Annotated in this window: 13 protein-coding genes, 2 tRNA genes, 1 pseudogene and 1 riboswitch; of the genes and pseudogenes, 13 read left to right on the plus strand and 3 right to left on the minus strand. The window is 68.6% G+C overall.

Features of this window, described 5'->3' with window-relative positions:
• Positions 1-191 precede the first annotated feature (191 nt).
• Positions 192-1,229: a 3-isopropylmalate dehydrogenase gene (locus BBK82_RS21460; protein WP_065921241.1), complete on the plus strand. Its 1,038-nt coding sequence runs from the start codon at positions 192-194 to the stop codon at positions 1,227-1,229.
• Between the two features lie 71 nt (positions 1,230-1,300).
• On the opposite strand, the gene BBK82_RS21465 is transcribed toward BBK82_RS21460, so the two are convergent.
• On the minus strand, positions 1,301-1,720 hold the full coding sequence (locus tag BBK82_RS21465; RefSeq protein WP_065916607.1) for a YciI family protein: 420 nt from the start codon (positions 1,718-1,720) through the stop codon (positions 1,301-1,303).
• 83 nt (positions 1,721-1,803) lie between these two features.
• Positions 1,804-1,946, plus strand: a riboswitch (cobalamin riboswitch).
• On the opposite strand from BBK82_RS21465, the gene BBK82_RS21470 reads away from it, so the two are divergent.
• The 6 genes from BBK82_RS21470 (at position 1,921) to BBK82_RS21495 (ending at position 8,012) form a co-directional block, all read left to right on the plus strand.
• On the plus strand, positions 1,921-3,006 hold the full coding sequence (locus BBK82_RS21470) for a FecCD family ABC transporter permease (RefSeq protein ID WP_154697419.1): 1,086 nt from the start codon (positions 1,921-1,923) through the stop codon (positions 3,004-3,006). (Overlaps the previous riboswitch by 26 nt.)
• The gene (locus BBK82_RS21475; RefSeq protein ID WP_154697420.1) at positions 3,006-3,746 is read left to right on the plus strand and encodes an ABC transporter ATP-binding protein; all 741 of its coding nucleotides are present in this window, start codon (positions 3,006-3,008) and stop codon (positions 3,744-3,746) included. The genes BBK82_RS21470 and BBK82_RS21475 overlap by 1 nt, the downstream gene beginning before the upstream one ends.
• Positions 3,743-4,726, plus strand: coding sequence for an ABC transporter substrate-binding protein (locus BBK82_RS21480; protein ID WP_065916609.1), 984 nt, complete (start codon positions 3,743-3,745; stop codon positions 4,724-4,726). The genes BBK82_RS21475 and BBK82_RS21480 overlap by 4 nt, the downstream gene beginning before the upstream one ends.
• A 203-nt stretch (positions 4,727-4,929) precedes the next feature.
• On the plus strand, positions 4,930-6,516 hold the full coding sequence (gene cimA, locus BBK82_RS21485; protein WP_065916610.1) for a citramalate synthase: 1,587 nt from the start codon (positions 4,930-4,932) through the stop codon (positions 6,514-6,516).
• A gap of 10 nt (positions 6,517-6,526) precedes the next feature.
• Positions 6,527-7,285 carry a fumarylacetoacetate hydrolase family protein gene (locus BBK82_RS21490; RefSeq protein ID WP_065916611.1) on the plus strand — a complete coding sequence of 253 codons (759 nt, stop codon included), beginning with the start codon at positions 6,527-6,529 and terminating at the stop codon, positions 7,283-7,285.
• A 67-nt stretch (positions 7,286-7,352) separates the two neighbouring features.
• Positions 7,353-8,012: a response regulator transcription factor gene (locus BBK82_RS21495; RefSeq protein WP_065916612.1), complete on the plus strand. Its 660-nt coding sequence runs from the start codon at positions 7,353-7,355 to the stop codon at positions 8,010-8,012.
• 21 nt (positions 8,013-8,033) lie between these two features.
• Here the strand turns inward: BBK82_RS21495 and BBK82_RS21500 are convergent, their stop codons facing one another.
• On the minus strand, positions 8,034-9,290 hold the full coding sequence (locus tag BBK82_RS21500) for an FAD-dependent oxidoreductase (protein ID WP_065916613.1): 1,257 nt from the start codon (positions 9,288-9,290) through the stop codon (positions 8,034-8,036).
• Positions 9,291-9,682: 392 nt separating this feature from the next.
• On the opposite strand from BBK82_RS21500, the gene BBK82_RS21505 reads away from it, so the two are divergent.
• The 3 genes from BBK82_RS21505 (at position 9,683) to BBK82_RS21515 (ending at position 10,815) form a co-directional block, all read left to right on the plus strand.
• Positions 9,683-10,420, plus strand: a complete 738-nt coding sequence (locus tag BBK82_RS21505) for an HAD family hydrolase (protein ID WP_237048303.1) — start codon at positions 9,683-9,685, stop codon at positions 10,418-10,420.
• A 150-nt stretch (positions 10,421-10,570) separates the two neighbouring features.
• Positions 10,571-10,642: transfer RNA gene (locus tag BBK82_RS21510), tRNA-Gln, on the plus strand.
• Positions 10,643-10,742: 100 nt separating this feature from the next.
• Positions 10,743-10,815, plus strand: a tRNA-Glu gene (locus BBK82_RS21515).
• A gap of 404 nt (positions 10,816-11,219) precedes the next feature.
• Here the strand turns inward: BBK82_RS21515 and BBK82_RS21520 are convergent.
• Positions 11,220-11,921: an IclR family transcriptional regulator gene (locus tag BBK82_RS21520; protein WP_053736944.1), complete on the minus strand. Its 702-nt coding sequence runs from the start codon at positions 11,919-11,921 to the stop codon at positions 11,220-11,222.
• 73 nt (positions 11,922-11,994) lie between these two features.
• Here BBK82_RS21520 and leuC point away from each other — a divergent pair.
• From leuC to BBK82_RS21535, 3 genes and pseudogenes are all read left to right on the plus strand, one after another.
• Positions 11,995-13,400, plus strand: a pseudogene (leuC, locus tag BBK82_RS21525) (3-isopropylmalate dehydratase large subunit).
• Between the two features lie 2 nt (positions 13,401-13,402).
• Positions 13,403-14,005: a 3-isopropylmalate dehydratase small subunit gene (gene leuD / locus BBK82_RS21530; RefSeq protein ID WP_065916615.1), complete on the plus strand. Its 603-nt coding sequence runs from the start codon at positions 13,403-13,405 to the stop codon at positions 14,003-14,005.
• Between the two features lie 185 nt (positions 14,006-14,190).
• On the plus strand, positions 14,191-14,853 hold the full coding sequence (locus BBK82_RS21535; RefSeq protein ID WP_065916616.1) for an HU family DNA-binding protein: 663 nt from the start codon (positions 14,191-14,193) through the stop codon (positions 14,851-14,853).
• Positions 14,854-14,983 lie beyond the last annotated feature (130 nt).

Below are 14,983 nucleotides of genomic sequence, written 5' to 3' on the forward strand. Positions count from 1 at the left end.
CTTGACGGGACCCCGTTCCTGCGATCGAGTGACACCCGAAAGTGCGGAATGGGCCGTGTGGGTGTCCCGCAGTACGGGAGAGATAACCCCGAAGGGGTGTCCGGCATGCGGCGAGTGGCCGCGATGCCGGTAGCCTTTCGCGAAGGAAAGTAGTCCCACCAATTGGGGACTGACACCTGGGAGGTGTGTGGATGCGGCTCGCAGTGATCCCAGGAGACGGGATCGGGCCCGAGGTCATCGCTGAGGCCCTGAAGGTCCTCAACGAGGTCGTTCCGGCGGCCGAGATCACTCGCTACGACCTCGGCGCGGCGCGCTGGCACGCCACGGGAGAGTTGTTGCCCGAGTCGGTGCTGGGGGAGCTCCGCCAGCACGACGCGATCCTGCTCGGCGCGGTGGGCGACCCGTCGGTGCCGAGCGGAATCCTGGAGCGCGGCCTGTTGCTGCGCTTGAGGTTCGAGCTCGACCACCACGTGAACCTCCGCCCCGCCCGTCTCTACCCCGGCGTCCGCAGCCCGCTCGCGGACCCGCCGGAGATCGACATGGTCGTGGTGCGCGAGGGCACCGAGGGCCCGTACGCGGGCAACGGTGGTCTGTTGCGCAAGGACACCCCGCACGAGATCGCGACCGAGGTCTCGATCAACACGTCGTTCGGCGTGGAGAGGGTGGTCCGGGACGCGTTCGCGCGTGCCTCGAACCGCCAGCGCCGGCATCTGACCTTGGTGCACAAGACGAACGTCCTCACGCACGCCGGCTCGCTGTGGTCGCGCGTGGTGGAGGAGGTCTCGCTGCAGCACCCGGACGTCACCGTGGCCTACCAGCACGTGGACGCGGCGACCATCCACATGGTCACCGACCCCGGCCGGTACGACGTGATCGTGACGGACAACCTGTTCGGCGACATCCTGACCGACCTCGCCGCCGCCGTCACGGGCGGCATCGGCCTGGCCGCGTCGGGGAACATGGACGTCACCCGGCGCAACCCGTCGATGTTCGAGCCGGTGCACGGCTCGGCACCCGACATCGCGGGCCAGGGCATCGCCGACCCGACCGCCGCCGTGCTGTCGGTCGCGCTGCTGCTCGACCACCTCGGTGAGCACGAGGCGGCGCGCCGGATCGAGGCGTCCGTGGCGTTCGACCTCGCGACCCGCGACCACCAGTCGCCGGGCGCGACCTACGGCATCGGCGACCGCCTGGCCGCCCTTGTGTCGTCGAACGTCCGCACCGGCTGACGCTCGAATTTCAGAAGCCACGCGGGGACCTTTCGTACGACAGATCGTACGAAAGGTCCCCGCGTGGCGTTTCAGAGCTGGCCGGTGGACTCGCGCCAGGCGCGCTCCTTCTTGATCCACTCGTTGTCCTGCGGGAACTCGTCGATCGTCGGCACCCGGCGGATCTCGGTCTTGAAGCCGGGCCCGGCCATCGGCATCCGCCTCGCCCACTCGACCGCCTCCTGGATCGAGGAGACGTTCAGCAGGTAGAAGCCGTTGAACAGCTCCTTCGTCTCGCCGTACGGGCCGTCCGTGACGAGCGCGGGCTCGGCGGAGTAGTCGACGACGACGCCCTCGGACGGGTCGGCGAGGCCCTCGGCGGCGAGCAGCACACCGGCGCGGATCAGCTCGTCGTTGAAGGCCCCGACCGTCTCCAGCATCTTGTCGAAGTCGAACTCGCCCATGTTCGCGTAGGCCTCGTCGGTGGCGCGCATGATCAGCATGTACTTCACGGTGGTCTCCCTGTGTTGTGCCCGGCGAGCTGTCGTCCAGAGGTCGAACGGGCTCCCCACCGGATCGACATCACATCGAAGAAATTTTCGAACTTCCTGTTTGCGCAGGTAGGGTCACTTGAAGTCGTGCGTGGGGGAAGTCCGGTCGAAGTCCGGCGCTGACCCGCAACGGTAGGTCCCCAACCGGGGGACGAGCCCGAATGCCCGCACACGGCAGACCGAGGAACCTCCGACTCCTGCCGTGGACTGCGGGAAGGGACCAAGTGATCTCCAGGATCAGCGCGCTCGTCGGCGTGCTCGTCGTCAGCATCGTCGCGGGCGTGGCGCTCGGGCCGGTCTCCGTCCCCTTCGGCGTCACCGTCGACCTGCTCCGGGCGGCGTTCACCGGCGGCACCGTCCCCGCCGACCTCGCCGGGCAGTACCACATCGTCTGGGACATCCGGCTGCCCCGCGTGCTGCTCGCCGCCGTCGTGGGCGCGGGCCTGAGCGCGGTCGGCGTCGCGATCCAGGCGATGGTCCGCAACGCGCTGGCCGACCCGTACGTGCTCGGCATCTCCTCCGGGGCGAGCGTCGGGGCCACGGCGGTCGCGACGATGGGCGTGCTGTCCGGGCTGGGCGTCTACGCGCTCTCGACGGGCGCGTTCCTCACCGGGCTCGGTGCCACCGCGCTCGTCTACCTCACCGCCCGCTCGAGCGGCGGGCTCACCCCCTTGCGGCTCGTGCTGACCGGGACCGCGCTCGCCTACGGGTTCTCCGCGGTGGCGATGCTGCTGGTGTTCCAGGCACCGCACGGGGAGGCGGCGCGGGCGGCGATGTTCTGGCTGCTGGGCAGCCTCGGCGGGGCGGACTGGAAGTCGCTGCCGGTCGCCACGGTCGTCACCTTCGCCGGGATCGGCTACCTGATGGCGAAGGCGCGGCCGTTGAACGCGCTGGCGATGGGGGACGAGACCGCCACCACGCTCGGCGTCGAGGTCAACCGGTTCCGCACGCACCTGTTCATCGTCACCGCGGCCATCACCGGGGTGCTGGTGGCGGTCAGCGGCGCGGTCGGGTTCGTCGGGCTGATGCTGCCGCACCTCACCCGCATGGCCGTGGGGGCCGACCACCGCAAGGTGCTGCCGCTCGCGCCGCTGGCCGGGGCGAGCTTCTTGGTGTGGGTGGACGTGGCCGCGCGGATGCTGGCCGCACCGGAGGAGCTGCCGCTCGGTGTCATCACGGCCGCGATCGGCGTGCCGTGCTTCATCTTCCTCATGCGCCGCAGGGCCTACGTGTTCGGAGGTCGCTGATGCGCGTCGAGGCCGGCGGTCTGACCGTCCGCGGCATCATCTCCGACATCTCGCTGCACGCCGAGAACGAGGTCGTCGCGATCGTCGGCCCGAACGGCAGCGGCAAGTCCACCACGTTGCGCTGCGTCTACCGCGCTCTGAAACCGGACGCCGGCGCGGTGCTGCTGGACGGCACGAGCGTCCACAAGCGACCGCACCTCGCCCGCGACCTCGCCGCGCTGAGCCAGGAGTCGCAGGTCGAGTTCGACTTCACGGTCGCCGAGGTCGTGGAGATGGCTCGCCTTCCGCACGAACGCGACCCGGAGCGCGACCGCCGGGTGGTGGCCGAGGCACTGGCCACTGTGGACGCCACCCACCTCGCGGGCCGCAGCTTCCTGAGCCTGTCCGGCGGTGAACGGCAGCGCGTCCTGATCGCCCGTGCCATCGCGCAGCAACCCCGCGTGCTCGTGCTCGACGAGCCGACCAACCACCTGGACATCCGCCATCAGCTGGACGTCCTCTCGCTCGCCCGCGGTCTTGGCGTCACCGTGCTCACCGTGCTGCACGACCTCAACCTCGCCGCGTCCTACTGCGACCGCCTCTACGTCCTCGACGAGGGCCGGCTGGTCGCCTGCGGCACACCGCGGGAGGTGCTCGTGCCCGAGCTGATCGCCAAGGTCTTCCACGTCACCGCACACGTGGTCGCCCACCCCACAACGGGAGTGCCACAGCTCCTGTTCGACCAGGAGGAAACCCCTTGAGAACCGCACTCGTCGCCGCCGCCCTGCTGCTCGTCTCGGGCTGCGGTGCCACGGTCGCGCAGGACACCACCTCGGGTGAGGGGCCGGTCACCGTCACGAACTGCGGTCAGCAGGTCACGTACGACCGGGTGCCGTCCAAAGTGGTCACCAACGACACCGGCATCACCGAGCTGATGTTCGCGCTGGGCCTGAAGGACCGCATGGCGGGCTACGTCGTGAACGGCTTGAAGACGGTCGACGTGCAGACCTCGCCGTGGAAGGCCGACTTCGAGAGCGGCAAGCACCTGTCCGACAAGATCTCCAAGGAGGTCGTGCAGGGCGTCAACGCCGACCTCGTGTTCGCCGGCTGGAACTACGGCTTCAGCGAGAGCACCGGGTTCACGCCGGAGGCGTTGAAGCAGCTCGGCATCCCCAGCTACCTGCTCACCGAGGCGTGCCGCAACGGCGTCGGCAAGCAGCGCGGCATCATGCCCGCGCTCGACGCGCTCTACACCGACCTGCGCAACCTCGGGAAGATCTTCCGCGTCGAGGCGAAGGCCGAGGAGCTGGTGAAGAGCTACCAGCAGCAGATCGAGAACGCCGGCAAGCTGATGGCCGGCAAGCCGCGGCCGAAGGTGTTCCTCTACGACAGCGGCCAGGACCAGCCGTTCACCTCCGGTAAGAACGCGGCCCCGCAGGACATCATCGCCAGGGCCGGTGGCGACAACGTCTTCGGCGACCTCAACGACAGCTGGACCACGGTCAACTGGGAGGCCGTCGTGCAGCGCAACCCCGATGTCGTGCTGATCGTGGACTACGCCGACGGCGAGGCCAACACCCCGCAGGAGAAGCAGAAGTTCCTGGAGGGCTTCGCGCCGCTGCAGAACTCGCCGGCGGTCAAGAACAAGCGGTTCTACTCGCTGCCGTACGCCGCGCTGGTCGAGGGGCCGCGCAACCCGGCCTCGATCGAGGCCTTCGCGAAGTACCTGTCACAGGCGTGAACGGATGACCAGATAGTGGGAGATTTCCTCCCGGCGCTTGGTACGTCGTGCTGAGCTGTGGCAGCATCCCGGTCATGGCTCAGCACACCGCCATCATTATTGACGAGCGCGTCGGGTAGTTGCCGCCCCTGGCACCCGACGCGCAGACCTCTCGCATCCCGCGGGGGGTCTTTTTGTTTGTCCTGGACAGGAGATGACCCGCGATGGCCGGCCCTTCCGACGACTTCCACGTCTACGACACGACGTTGCGCGACGGCGCACAACGTGAGGGCATCTCGTACTCCGTCACGGACAAGCTCGCGGTGGCGCGGCTGCTGGACGGGCTCGGCGTCGGGTTCATCGAGGGCGGCTGGCCCGGCGCTCTGCCCAAGGACACCGAGTTCTTCGCCCGCGCGGCAGCGGGTGACCTGGAGCTCAAGCACGCCAAGCTGGTCGCGTTCGGAGCGACCCGCAAGGCAGGGGTGAAGGTCGAAGAAGACCCGCAGGTCAAGGCGTTGCTGGACTCGCAGGCGCCGGTGGTCACGCTGGTGGCCAAGTCGGACCTGCGGCACATCGAACGCGCGCTGCGCACCGACGCCGAGGAGAACCTGCGGATGGTGCGCGACACCGTCCGGTTCCTCAAGGACAACGGCAGGCGCGTCTTCCTCGACGCCGAGCACTTCTTCGACGGTTACGCCTTCTCCCCGGACACCGCGCTGCGCGTGCTGGAGTCCGCTGTGGAGGGTGGCGCCGACGTCGTCGTGCTGTGCGACACGAACGGCGGCCAGCTCCCGCTGGGTCTCGCCGGAACGGTCGCCGAGGTCATCGAGAAGACCGGTTTCCGGGTGGGAATCCACTGCCAGGACGACACCTCCTGCGCCGTGGCGAACACCCTCGCGGCCGTGCAAGCGGGCGCGACGCACGTGCAGTGCACCGCCAATGGTTATGGCGAGCGAGCAGGCAACGCGGACCTGTTCGCCGTCGTGGGAAACCTCGTGACCAAGCTCGGCGTGGAGGTGCTCCCGACCGGGGCACTGGCCGAGCTCACCCGTGTCTCCCATGCGTTGGCCGAGATCGCGAACATCGCACCCGACACCCACCAGGCATATGTCGGGTCGTCAGCATTCGCCCACAAGGCGGGTCTGCACGCGAGCGCGATCAAGGTGGATCCGGAGCTGTACAACCACATCGATCCGGACACCGTCGGCAACGACATGCGGGTGCTGGTCACCGAGATGGCCGGTCGGGCGAGCATCGAGCTCAAGGGACGTGAGTTCGGGCTCGACCTGGCCGGCCGGGGGACCGAGGTCGGCAGCGCGCTGGCGCGCGTGAAGGAGCTGGAGTCGAAGGGCTGGTCGTTCGAGGCCGCCGACGCCTCGCTGGAACTGCTGCTGCGCGGCGAGCTGTCCGAACTGGACACCCCGCCGTTCGCGCTGGAGTCCTACCGGGTCGTGCTGGACCACCGCTCGGACGGTGAGATCGTGTCCGAGGCCACGGTCAAGGTGCACGTGGCGGGGGAGCGGGTCATCGCCACCGCCGAGGGCAACGGCCCGGTGCACGCGCTGGACGCGGCACTGCGCAAGGCGTTGCTGCCGCACCTGTCCTGGTTGGACGCGGTGGAGCTGGCCGACTACAAGGTCCGCATCCTCACCGAGCACCCCGGCACGGACGCGGTGACGCGCGTGTTGGTGGAGTCCACGGACGGCGAGCGCGAGTGGACGACCGTGGGGGTGCACGGGAACATCGTCGAGGCCTCGTGGCTTGCACTGTGTGACGCTCTTGTCCACAAGTCGATGCGATCCTCGGTCTAAGGTAAGAACTGTGCGTATTGCCCGTGTTGCTCACCCGCAAGGCGTAGCTTTCGTCGCTGTTCATGGCGAGGAAGCCGCAGAGATTGCCGAACACCCCTTCGGCGAACCGACGTTCACCGGCCGCAAGTGGCCGCTGGCCGATGTGAGGCTGCTCGCCCCGATCCTGCCGACCAAGATCATCGGCGTTGGCCGGAACTACGCGGACCACGCCGCCGAGCTCGGCAACGAGGTCCCCGCGGAGCCGTTGATCTTCTTCAAGCCCAACACCTCGGTGGTCGGGCCGAACGTGGAGATCAAGCTTCCGGCCGCGTCCGAACGAGTGGACTTCGAGGGCGAGCTGGCCGTCATCATCGGCCAGCCGTGCCGGGAGGTGCCCAGGGCCAAGGCGATGGGCGTCGTGATGGGGTACACCATCGCCAACGACGTCACCGCCCGCGACCTGCAGAAGAAGGACGTGCAGTTCACGCGTGCCAAGGGGTTCGACACGTTCTGCCCGATGGGTCCGTTCATCGAGACGGAGTTCGACCCGTCCGACGTCCGCGTCGTCACCGAGGTCGACGGGGAAGTCAAACAAGACGGACGTACTTCCTTGATGGTGCACGACATCCCGTCGCTCATCGAGTACGTCTCCGCGATCATGACGCTGCTGCCCGGTGACGTGATCCTGACCGGCACGCCCGCCGGCGTCGGACCGCTGACGGCCGGACAGACGGTCTCTGTGACTGTGGACGGCCTCGGCACGCTCACCAATCCGGTGGCAAATAGGTAGACGTTCGGAGCAATCCGGCGTTCGGCAGGTTACGCACCGGGGTACTCGCGAGTAACTTCCCGGTGTCATGACGGACCTGGCGTCCACCCGCGTGCTGCTCGTCGACGGTTCGCAGCTCATCACCGAGGGGCTGCGGATCTCGCTGCACCGCACGCACTGCTTCCGCGTGGTGGGCATCGCCCACACCGTGGCCGATGCCGCGCGCTGTCTGCGCGGCGTGCTGGTGGACCTGGTCGTCACGGACTTCGACGTGCCGGGCGCCGGACCGCTGCGCACCGTGCGGGACACGGCGCAGTACCGGCCGAACGCCCGTGTCGTCGTGCTGTCCAATGCGGACAGTCCGAGCTGGGCCCGCGCCGCGCTGGACGCCGGCGCCGTCGCCTACCTGCTGAAGACCTCACCCGTGGCCGAGCTGCTGCCGCTGATCGCGGCCGCCGTGCGCGGTGCTCCCGCCACGATCGACGCACGGGTGGGGTCGCTGTCGCGATTACCGGCGCGGATGCCGCCGCCCGCCTCGCTCGGCCGGCTGTCGGCACGCGAGTTCGACGTGCTGGCCGAGATGGCGAAGGGCATGGACAACGCCCGCATCGCCCAGCGGCTCTTCATCAGCAACGACACCGTGAAGACCCACGTGAAGGCGATCCTGCGCAAGCTCGGCGCCCGTGACCGCGCCCACGCCGTGGCGATGGTCCTCGGCGAGAGCTCCGAGGCCTTCGTCGCCACCTAGAACAGCCACCTCAACAGCACGTCACGACCTGGCGACGGGCTGCGGCGTCCTGCGGGCGAACTCCGGCGCGTGCTCCGGCCGAGGCCCGATCGCGATCAGGTACGCGGGCACCGCCTGCAGGAACGTGAACCGCTGCGCGACCTTCAGCATGAACGGCGTCCCGGTGCTGGACACGGTCTCGGTGCTGTTGAGCTTGCGGCCGAGGAACAGCCGGTGGACGACCCGCTGCATCGTCTGGATCACCACCGTCGGGAACAGCCTGCGCCGCCGCACCTTCGCCAGCGCGGCCGAGCTGACCGTGCCGTGCCGCAACGGCTTCGCGAGCAGCGCCGCCGCCGCGACGGCGTCCTGGATGGCGAGGTTGATGCCCACACCGCCGACCGGTGACATCGCGTGCGCCGAGTCACCGATGCACAGCAGACCGTCGACGTGCCAGCGCCGCAGCCGGTCCAGCTTCACGTCGAGCAGCTTCACGTCGTCGAGCGTGGTCAGGTGCTCCACCCGGTCGGCGAGCCACGGCACGAGCGTGACGAGCCGGTCGCGGAACTTCGCCACGCCCTCGGCCCGCACCTGCCGGTCTGTCCCCTTGCGAATCAGGAACGCGCACTGGAAGTACTCGCCGCGTGGAATGAGCACGAGACCGCTGCCGGCGCTGAACCGGCCGGCGCCGCCCTTGACCGGGTCGCTCTCGTTGCGCGGCAGCCGGAACCACCACACGTCCATCGGCGCGCCGAACCGGTAGACCGGCAGCTCCACGGCGTCGCGCAGGATCGAGCCACGCCCGTCGGCGGCGACGACCAGGTCCGCGGTGATCTCACCCTCGTGCCCGTCGACCCGGTCCCGGTAGGTGGCACCGGTGACCCTGGTGCCGGTCTTGGTGATCCCGGTGACCTCGGTGTTCATCCGCAGGTGGAACGTGGGCTCGAGCTTGCCCGCGTCCGCCAGCAGGTCGAGGAAGTCCCACTGCGGCACCATCGCGATGTGCTTGTGGGCACCGGGAAGCCGGCCGAGGTCGGCGATCGTGGCCTTGCGACCGCCGTCCAGCAGCGACTCGATCTTGTCGACCAGCTGGTGCGGCACCTGCTCGAACGCGGGCCCCAGTCCCAGCTCGTCGAGCAGCGTCAGCGTCGAGGCGTGCACGGTGTCACCGCGGAAGTCGCGCAGGAAGTCGGCGTGCTTCTCCAGCACGGTCACCTCGACTCCGCCGCGGGCCAGCAGCAGCCCCAGCACCATCCCCGCGGGTCCGCCTCCGACGACGAGGCAGGTGGTCCTCTCCATGTCGATCCCCTCTTTTCAACTCATGTTGAATAAACTCAGGATGCTCCTGATCACCGTTTGCGTCAAGCTGGTTCTGGTGTGGCGCGGCTCGCGCCGTGCGCGGATCGCCCGTGTGGTCCTATGTAGACGGTCTGGTATCCAAGGCCCCGAAGCGGTTGCGGCTGCTGCGAACCGTCGCTTTGGGAGCTAAGGTGTCGCGCCACCGGAACGGCGATGTCCCGGGAGCGGCAAGAGGTAGCCGAACAACACTCGTCCGGGTGATTGCGTTCGGCGCCCGGACGAGTCTCACTGGTTCGTTCGGGGCCTCAAGGTCCGCTTGATCGTGCAAGGACCCACAGGAATCACCTCGTTAGCCGAATCGGACGAGGGCCCCACGCACCTAACCTTCCGGGGTGACAACTGCGGCCCCGACTTTCACGCGTAAGAGAACCGGCGAGATCCGCGCTGTGTGCCTGGACGTCGACGACACACTTGTCGACTACAGCACCTCTTCGCGCGCCGCGTTGGCCTCGATGGTCGGTAACGCCGACGCCTGGTCGTTGTGGCAGCGGATCACCGACGACCACGTCTCCCGCCAGCTCGCCGGCGAGCTCGACTACGAGCAGATGCGCAACATCCGCACGCAGGCCTTCTTCTCCGCCCTCGGTGAGGAGCTGTCGATCGAGGAGGCCACCCGCCGCGAGATCGGCCGCCAGGAGGTCCTCTCCGCGGGCTGGTGCCTGTTCCCGGACGTCATCCCGATGCTCGACTGGCTGCGTGCCACCGGTCTGCCGATCGCCGCGATCAGCAACGCCTCCGGTCGCCACCAGCGCGTGAAGATCGCCCAGCTCGGCCTGTCGTCGTACTTCGACGCGGTGCTGATCGCGGGCGAGGTCGGCTGCGCCAAACCGGACCGCGTGATCTTCCACACCGCGTGCCTGTCCCTGGGTGTTCCACCCGGCGACACGGTGCACGTCGGCGACCGGCTGCACGCCGACGCCATCGGTGCCCGCGACGCCGGAATGCACGGCGTCTGGATCAACCGGACCGGTCCCACCGGCGGCACCCTGCCCGCGGGCCTCTCCAGCATCACGACGTTGGCGGAACTGCCGGAGCTCCTCGTCTGCGAGCTGTCGGCGGCCACCGCCTAGTTCACCTCCGAGACCGGCCCCCACCTGCGGTTATGCCTGCAGGTGGGGGCCGATTTCACTTCTGGTGGGGACGTGGTCTAGTATTTCTCCCGGCAGCAACGAGGGCCTCCGGAACTCCCAGGGAGAACCGAAGGAGATCGTTCAAGCCAATGGGGTATGGTGTAATTGGCAGCACGACTGATTCTGGTTCAGTTAGTCTAGGTTCGAGTCCTGGTACCCCAGCTGCTGAGAAGTAAAAAGCTTCGAAGCAAAAAGAACTGAATAGCAAGGATTTGGAACCGGCAGAACGATCTGATAAGGTTCCTCCAGCAAGAAGTTCTAGGGCCCCGTCGTCTAGCGGCCTAGGACGCCGCCCTCTCAAGGCGGTAGCGAGGGTTCGAATCCCTTCGGGGCTACAGAGGTGGGAGAGGCCTGTCAGCGGAAAACGCTGACAGGCCTCTTTCGCTTTGTCCTCTGGGGGCCGAGCCCCCAGACCCCCAGCCGGCGGGCTCCGCCCCCGGACCCCCGAAGCCGGAGGCTTCGCCTCCAGGCCCCGAAGCCGGAGGCTTTGCCCCCAGGCCCCGAAGCCGGGGCTTCGCCCCCGAGCTCGGGTAGGTGCCCAACTAAGAATGGATAGGCGTGCTTTGCTTGCCGCGGTGAATTTGGCTTGCTTGTGATGTGGGCGACACGCCGATAAAGGAGTGCGACACGCTGACGGCTGAATCGTGTTGTGCGTCTCGAATCGGTAGGCCGTTCGTGGCCGGATGTGAAAGAGCCCCGCGGCCAATGAGGCGGCGGGGCTCTCGGGGTTCTTGAGGGGCTAGAGGCGGCTTTGGAGGGCCTCGGCTGCTGCCAGGAGGTCGGCTGCCCAGCGGGCGCCTGGGCGGCGGCCCATGCGGTCGATGGGGCCCGAGACGGAGACGGCGGCGACCACGGCGCCGGAGGAGTCTCGTACTGGGGCGGAGACTGAGGCGACGCCTGGTTCGCGTTCGGCGACGCTTTGGGCCCAGCCGCGGCGGCGGACTTCCAGGAGGGTGCGTTCGCCGTAGACGGCGTCCGCCAGTACTGCGCGTTGGGTGCCGGGGTCGGACCACGCGGCGAGGACCTTGGCTCCTGAGCCGGCTGTCATGGGGAGTCTGGCGCCGATGGGGACGGTGTCGCGCAGGCCTGAAGGAGGCTCTGCGGAGGAGACGCAGACGCGTTGCATGCCGTCGCGGCGGTAGAGCTGGACGCTCTCGCCGGTGATGTCGCGCAGGCGTGGCAGGACTGAGGAAGCCGCGTCCAGGAGTGGGTCGGTGGCGCCGCCCGCGAGCTCTGCCAGAGCGGCGCCGGGGCGCCAGCGGCCGTCGGAGCCGCGGCGCAGCAGGCGGTGCACCTCGAGGCCCACCGCCAGGCGGTGCGCGGTCGCTCGGGGCAGGCCGGTGCGGTTGCACAACTCGGCCAGGCCACACGGATCTTTTGCTACGGCGTTCAACACGGCCACTGCCTTGTCCAGCACGCCGATCCCGCTATGCTGTCCCACAAGCCGATACTAACTTCCCAGACAGTGAGAAGTCCAGATCTGTCGGCGCGTCCAGACTGTGGGAGATGTCGCGATGAGCCGCACGCTCGCGGAGAAGGTGTGGGAGGCACACGTTGTGCGCCACGGCAGTGGCGCGGAGCCGGACCTGCTCTACATCGACCTCCACCTGCTGCACGAAGTAACCAGCCCCCAGGCGTTCGACGGGCTGCGCCTCGCCAACCGGAAGCTGCGCAGGCCGGACCTCACGATCGCCACCGAGGACCACAACGTCCCGACGTCGACATCGACAAGCCCATCGCGGACCCCGTGTCGCGCACGCAGGTCGAGACGCTTCGCCGCAACTGCGCGGAGTTCGGCGTGCGGCTGCACCCGATGGGCGATCTGGAGCAGGGCATCGTGCACGTGGTCGGCCCGCAGCTCGGCCTCACGCAGCCCGGCATGACCGTGGTGTGCGGTGACAGCCACACGTCCACGCACGGCGCGTTCGGCGCGCTGGCGTTCGGGATCGGCACTTCCGAGGTCGAGCACGTGATGGCGACGCAGACGTTGCCGTTGCGTCCGTTCAAGACGATGGCCATCACCGTCGAGGGCGCGCTCAAGCCGGGCGTCACGGCGAAGGACATCATCCTCGCGGTCATCGCGAAGATCGGTACCGGCGGCGGCCAGGGCTATGTCCTGGAGTACCGCGGTGCCGCCATCGAGGACCTGTCGATGGAAGCGCGCATGACGGTCTGCAACATGTCGATCGAGGCGGGTGCCCGCGCCGGCATGATCGCACCGGACGACACGACCTTCGACTACCTGAAGGGTCGTCCGCACGCTCCGTCCGGCGCGGACTGGGACGCCGCCGTCGAGTACTGGCGGACGCTGCGCACCGACGACGACGCCACGTTCGACGCCGAGGTGACGATCGACGCGGACGAGCTCACCCCCTTCGTGACGTGGGGCACCAACCCCGGTCAGGGCCTGCCCCTGGGTGCGACCGTTCCCGACCCCGAGGCGATCGCGGACGAGAACGAGCGCGTGGCCGCCGAGAAGGCGCTGACGTACATGGGGCTGCGGCCCGGCATGCCGCTGCGCGACATCCGCGTGGACACGGTGTTCCTCGGCTCGTGCACGAACGGGCGCATCGAGGACCTGCGGGCCGCCGCGGACGTGTTGAAGGGCAAGCACGTCGCTTCTGGAGTGCGGATGCTGGTCGTGCCCGGTTCGATGCGGGTGCGCGCGCAGGCCGAGCAGGAGGGCCTCGACAAGGTGTTCCTCGACGCCGGGGCCGAGTGGCGGCAGGCGGGCTGCTCGATGTGCCTTGGCATGAACCCGGATCAGCTGGCACCCGGCGAGCGCAGCGCGTCGACCTCGAACCGCAACTTCGAGGGCAGGCAGGGCAAGGGCGGCAGGACCCACCTCGTCTCACCGCTCGTCGCCGCCGCGACGGCCGTGCGCGGCACCCTGTCGGCCCCCGCAGACCTGGAGAACTGACCATGGACGCCTTCACCACCCACACCGGCGTCGGTGTGCCGCTGCGCAGGTCCAACGTGGACACCGACCAGATCATCCCGGCCGTCTACCTCAAGCGCGTGACGCGCACCGGGTTCGAGGACGGCCTCTTCGCCGCCTGGCGCGGTGACGAGCAGTTCATCCTCAACCAGGAGCCGTTCAAGGCGGGCAGCGTGCTGGTCGCCGGACCCGACTTCGGCACCGGGTCCTCCCGGGAGCACGCCGTCTGGGCGTTGATGGACTACGGCTTCCGGGTGGTCGTCTCGTCCCGGTTCGCCGACATCTTCCGGGGCAACGCCGGCAAGCAGGGCCTCGTCGCGGCCCAGTGCTCCCAGTCCGATGTCGAACTGCTGTGGAAGCTCCTCGAGTCGGAACCCGGCACGCCGGTCACCGTGGACCTCGCCGACAAGACAGTTCGCGCCAAGGACTTGGTGGCGCCCTTCGAGATCGACGACTACACCCGCTGGCGCCTGTTGGAAGGCCTCGACGACATCGCTTTGACACTGCGCCACGAGCCCGAGATCAGCGCATTTGAAGGCAATCGCCAGACTTGGTTGCCCACAACGGATCCGCTTCCGGCGGTCTGAGAGGGGGCCGGATTCTCCCCTTGAGAGGGGCGAATCCGGCGCCTGGAGTCCCTCGAAGGGGCGCAATTAGCCACGCCACAACGAAAATTTTGGCGTGGCGATTGGTATTTCTCGCGATTTGGGCCTACCGTTGCGTTCTAGTCGGCCCGACGCTAGGGCCGTGAGCGTCCTGGGAGGGACTGGAAGTGAACAAGGCCCAGCTCATCGAGGCGCTCGCCGAGCGCCTCGGAGACAAGAAGACCGCGGGTGCTGCTGTTGACGGCATCGTCGATGTGATCGTTCGTAGCGTCAACAAGGGCGAGAAGGTCAACATCACGGGCTTCGGCGTCTTCGAGAAGCGCGCCCGTGCGGCTCGCACCGCGCGCAACCCGCGCACGGGCGAGACCGTGAAGGTCAAGAAGACCAACGTGCCCGCGTTCCGCCCCGGCTCGACGTTCAAGGACGTCATCAGCGGAGCGAAGAAGCTGCCGAAGGCCGTTGCCGCCAAGGCTGCCGCGAAGCCCGCGGCCGCCGCCGCCGCGAAGCCCGCTGCCACCAAGGCTCCGGCGACCAAGGCCGCGACGACCCGCGCGACCACGCGCACCCACGGCCGCGGCCGCCACAAGGCGCCCGCGACCCGTCGCACCACCACCACGGCCGCCGCGGCGAAGACCACGGCTGCCAAGGCGCCCGCGAAGGCGACCGCCACCAAGGCGACCGCTGCGAAGACGACGGCTGCCAAGGCCACCGCCACCACCACGGCCAAGAAGGCCCCCGCCGCGAAGACGGCGGCGGCTGCCAAGCCCGCCGCCAAGACGACGGCTGCGGCCAAGCCGGCTGCTCGCAAGACGGCTGCCAAGAAGAAGTGAGACGGGCCTCCCGATTGGGAGGCTGCGTCACTTCAGCAGTTCAGAAGAACCACGCAAGGCCCCGGTGTGCGCACACCGGGGCTTGTGTGTTTTTCGGGCACTGCGCAGCCCCCTCGAATCACCGCGGTCC

The organism is Lentzea guizhouensis (genome assembly GCF_001701025.1).
Classification (GTDB): Bacteria; Actinomycetota; Actinomycetes; order Mycobacteriales; family Pseudonocardiaceae; genus Lentzea; species Lentzea guizhouensis.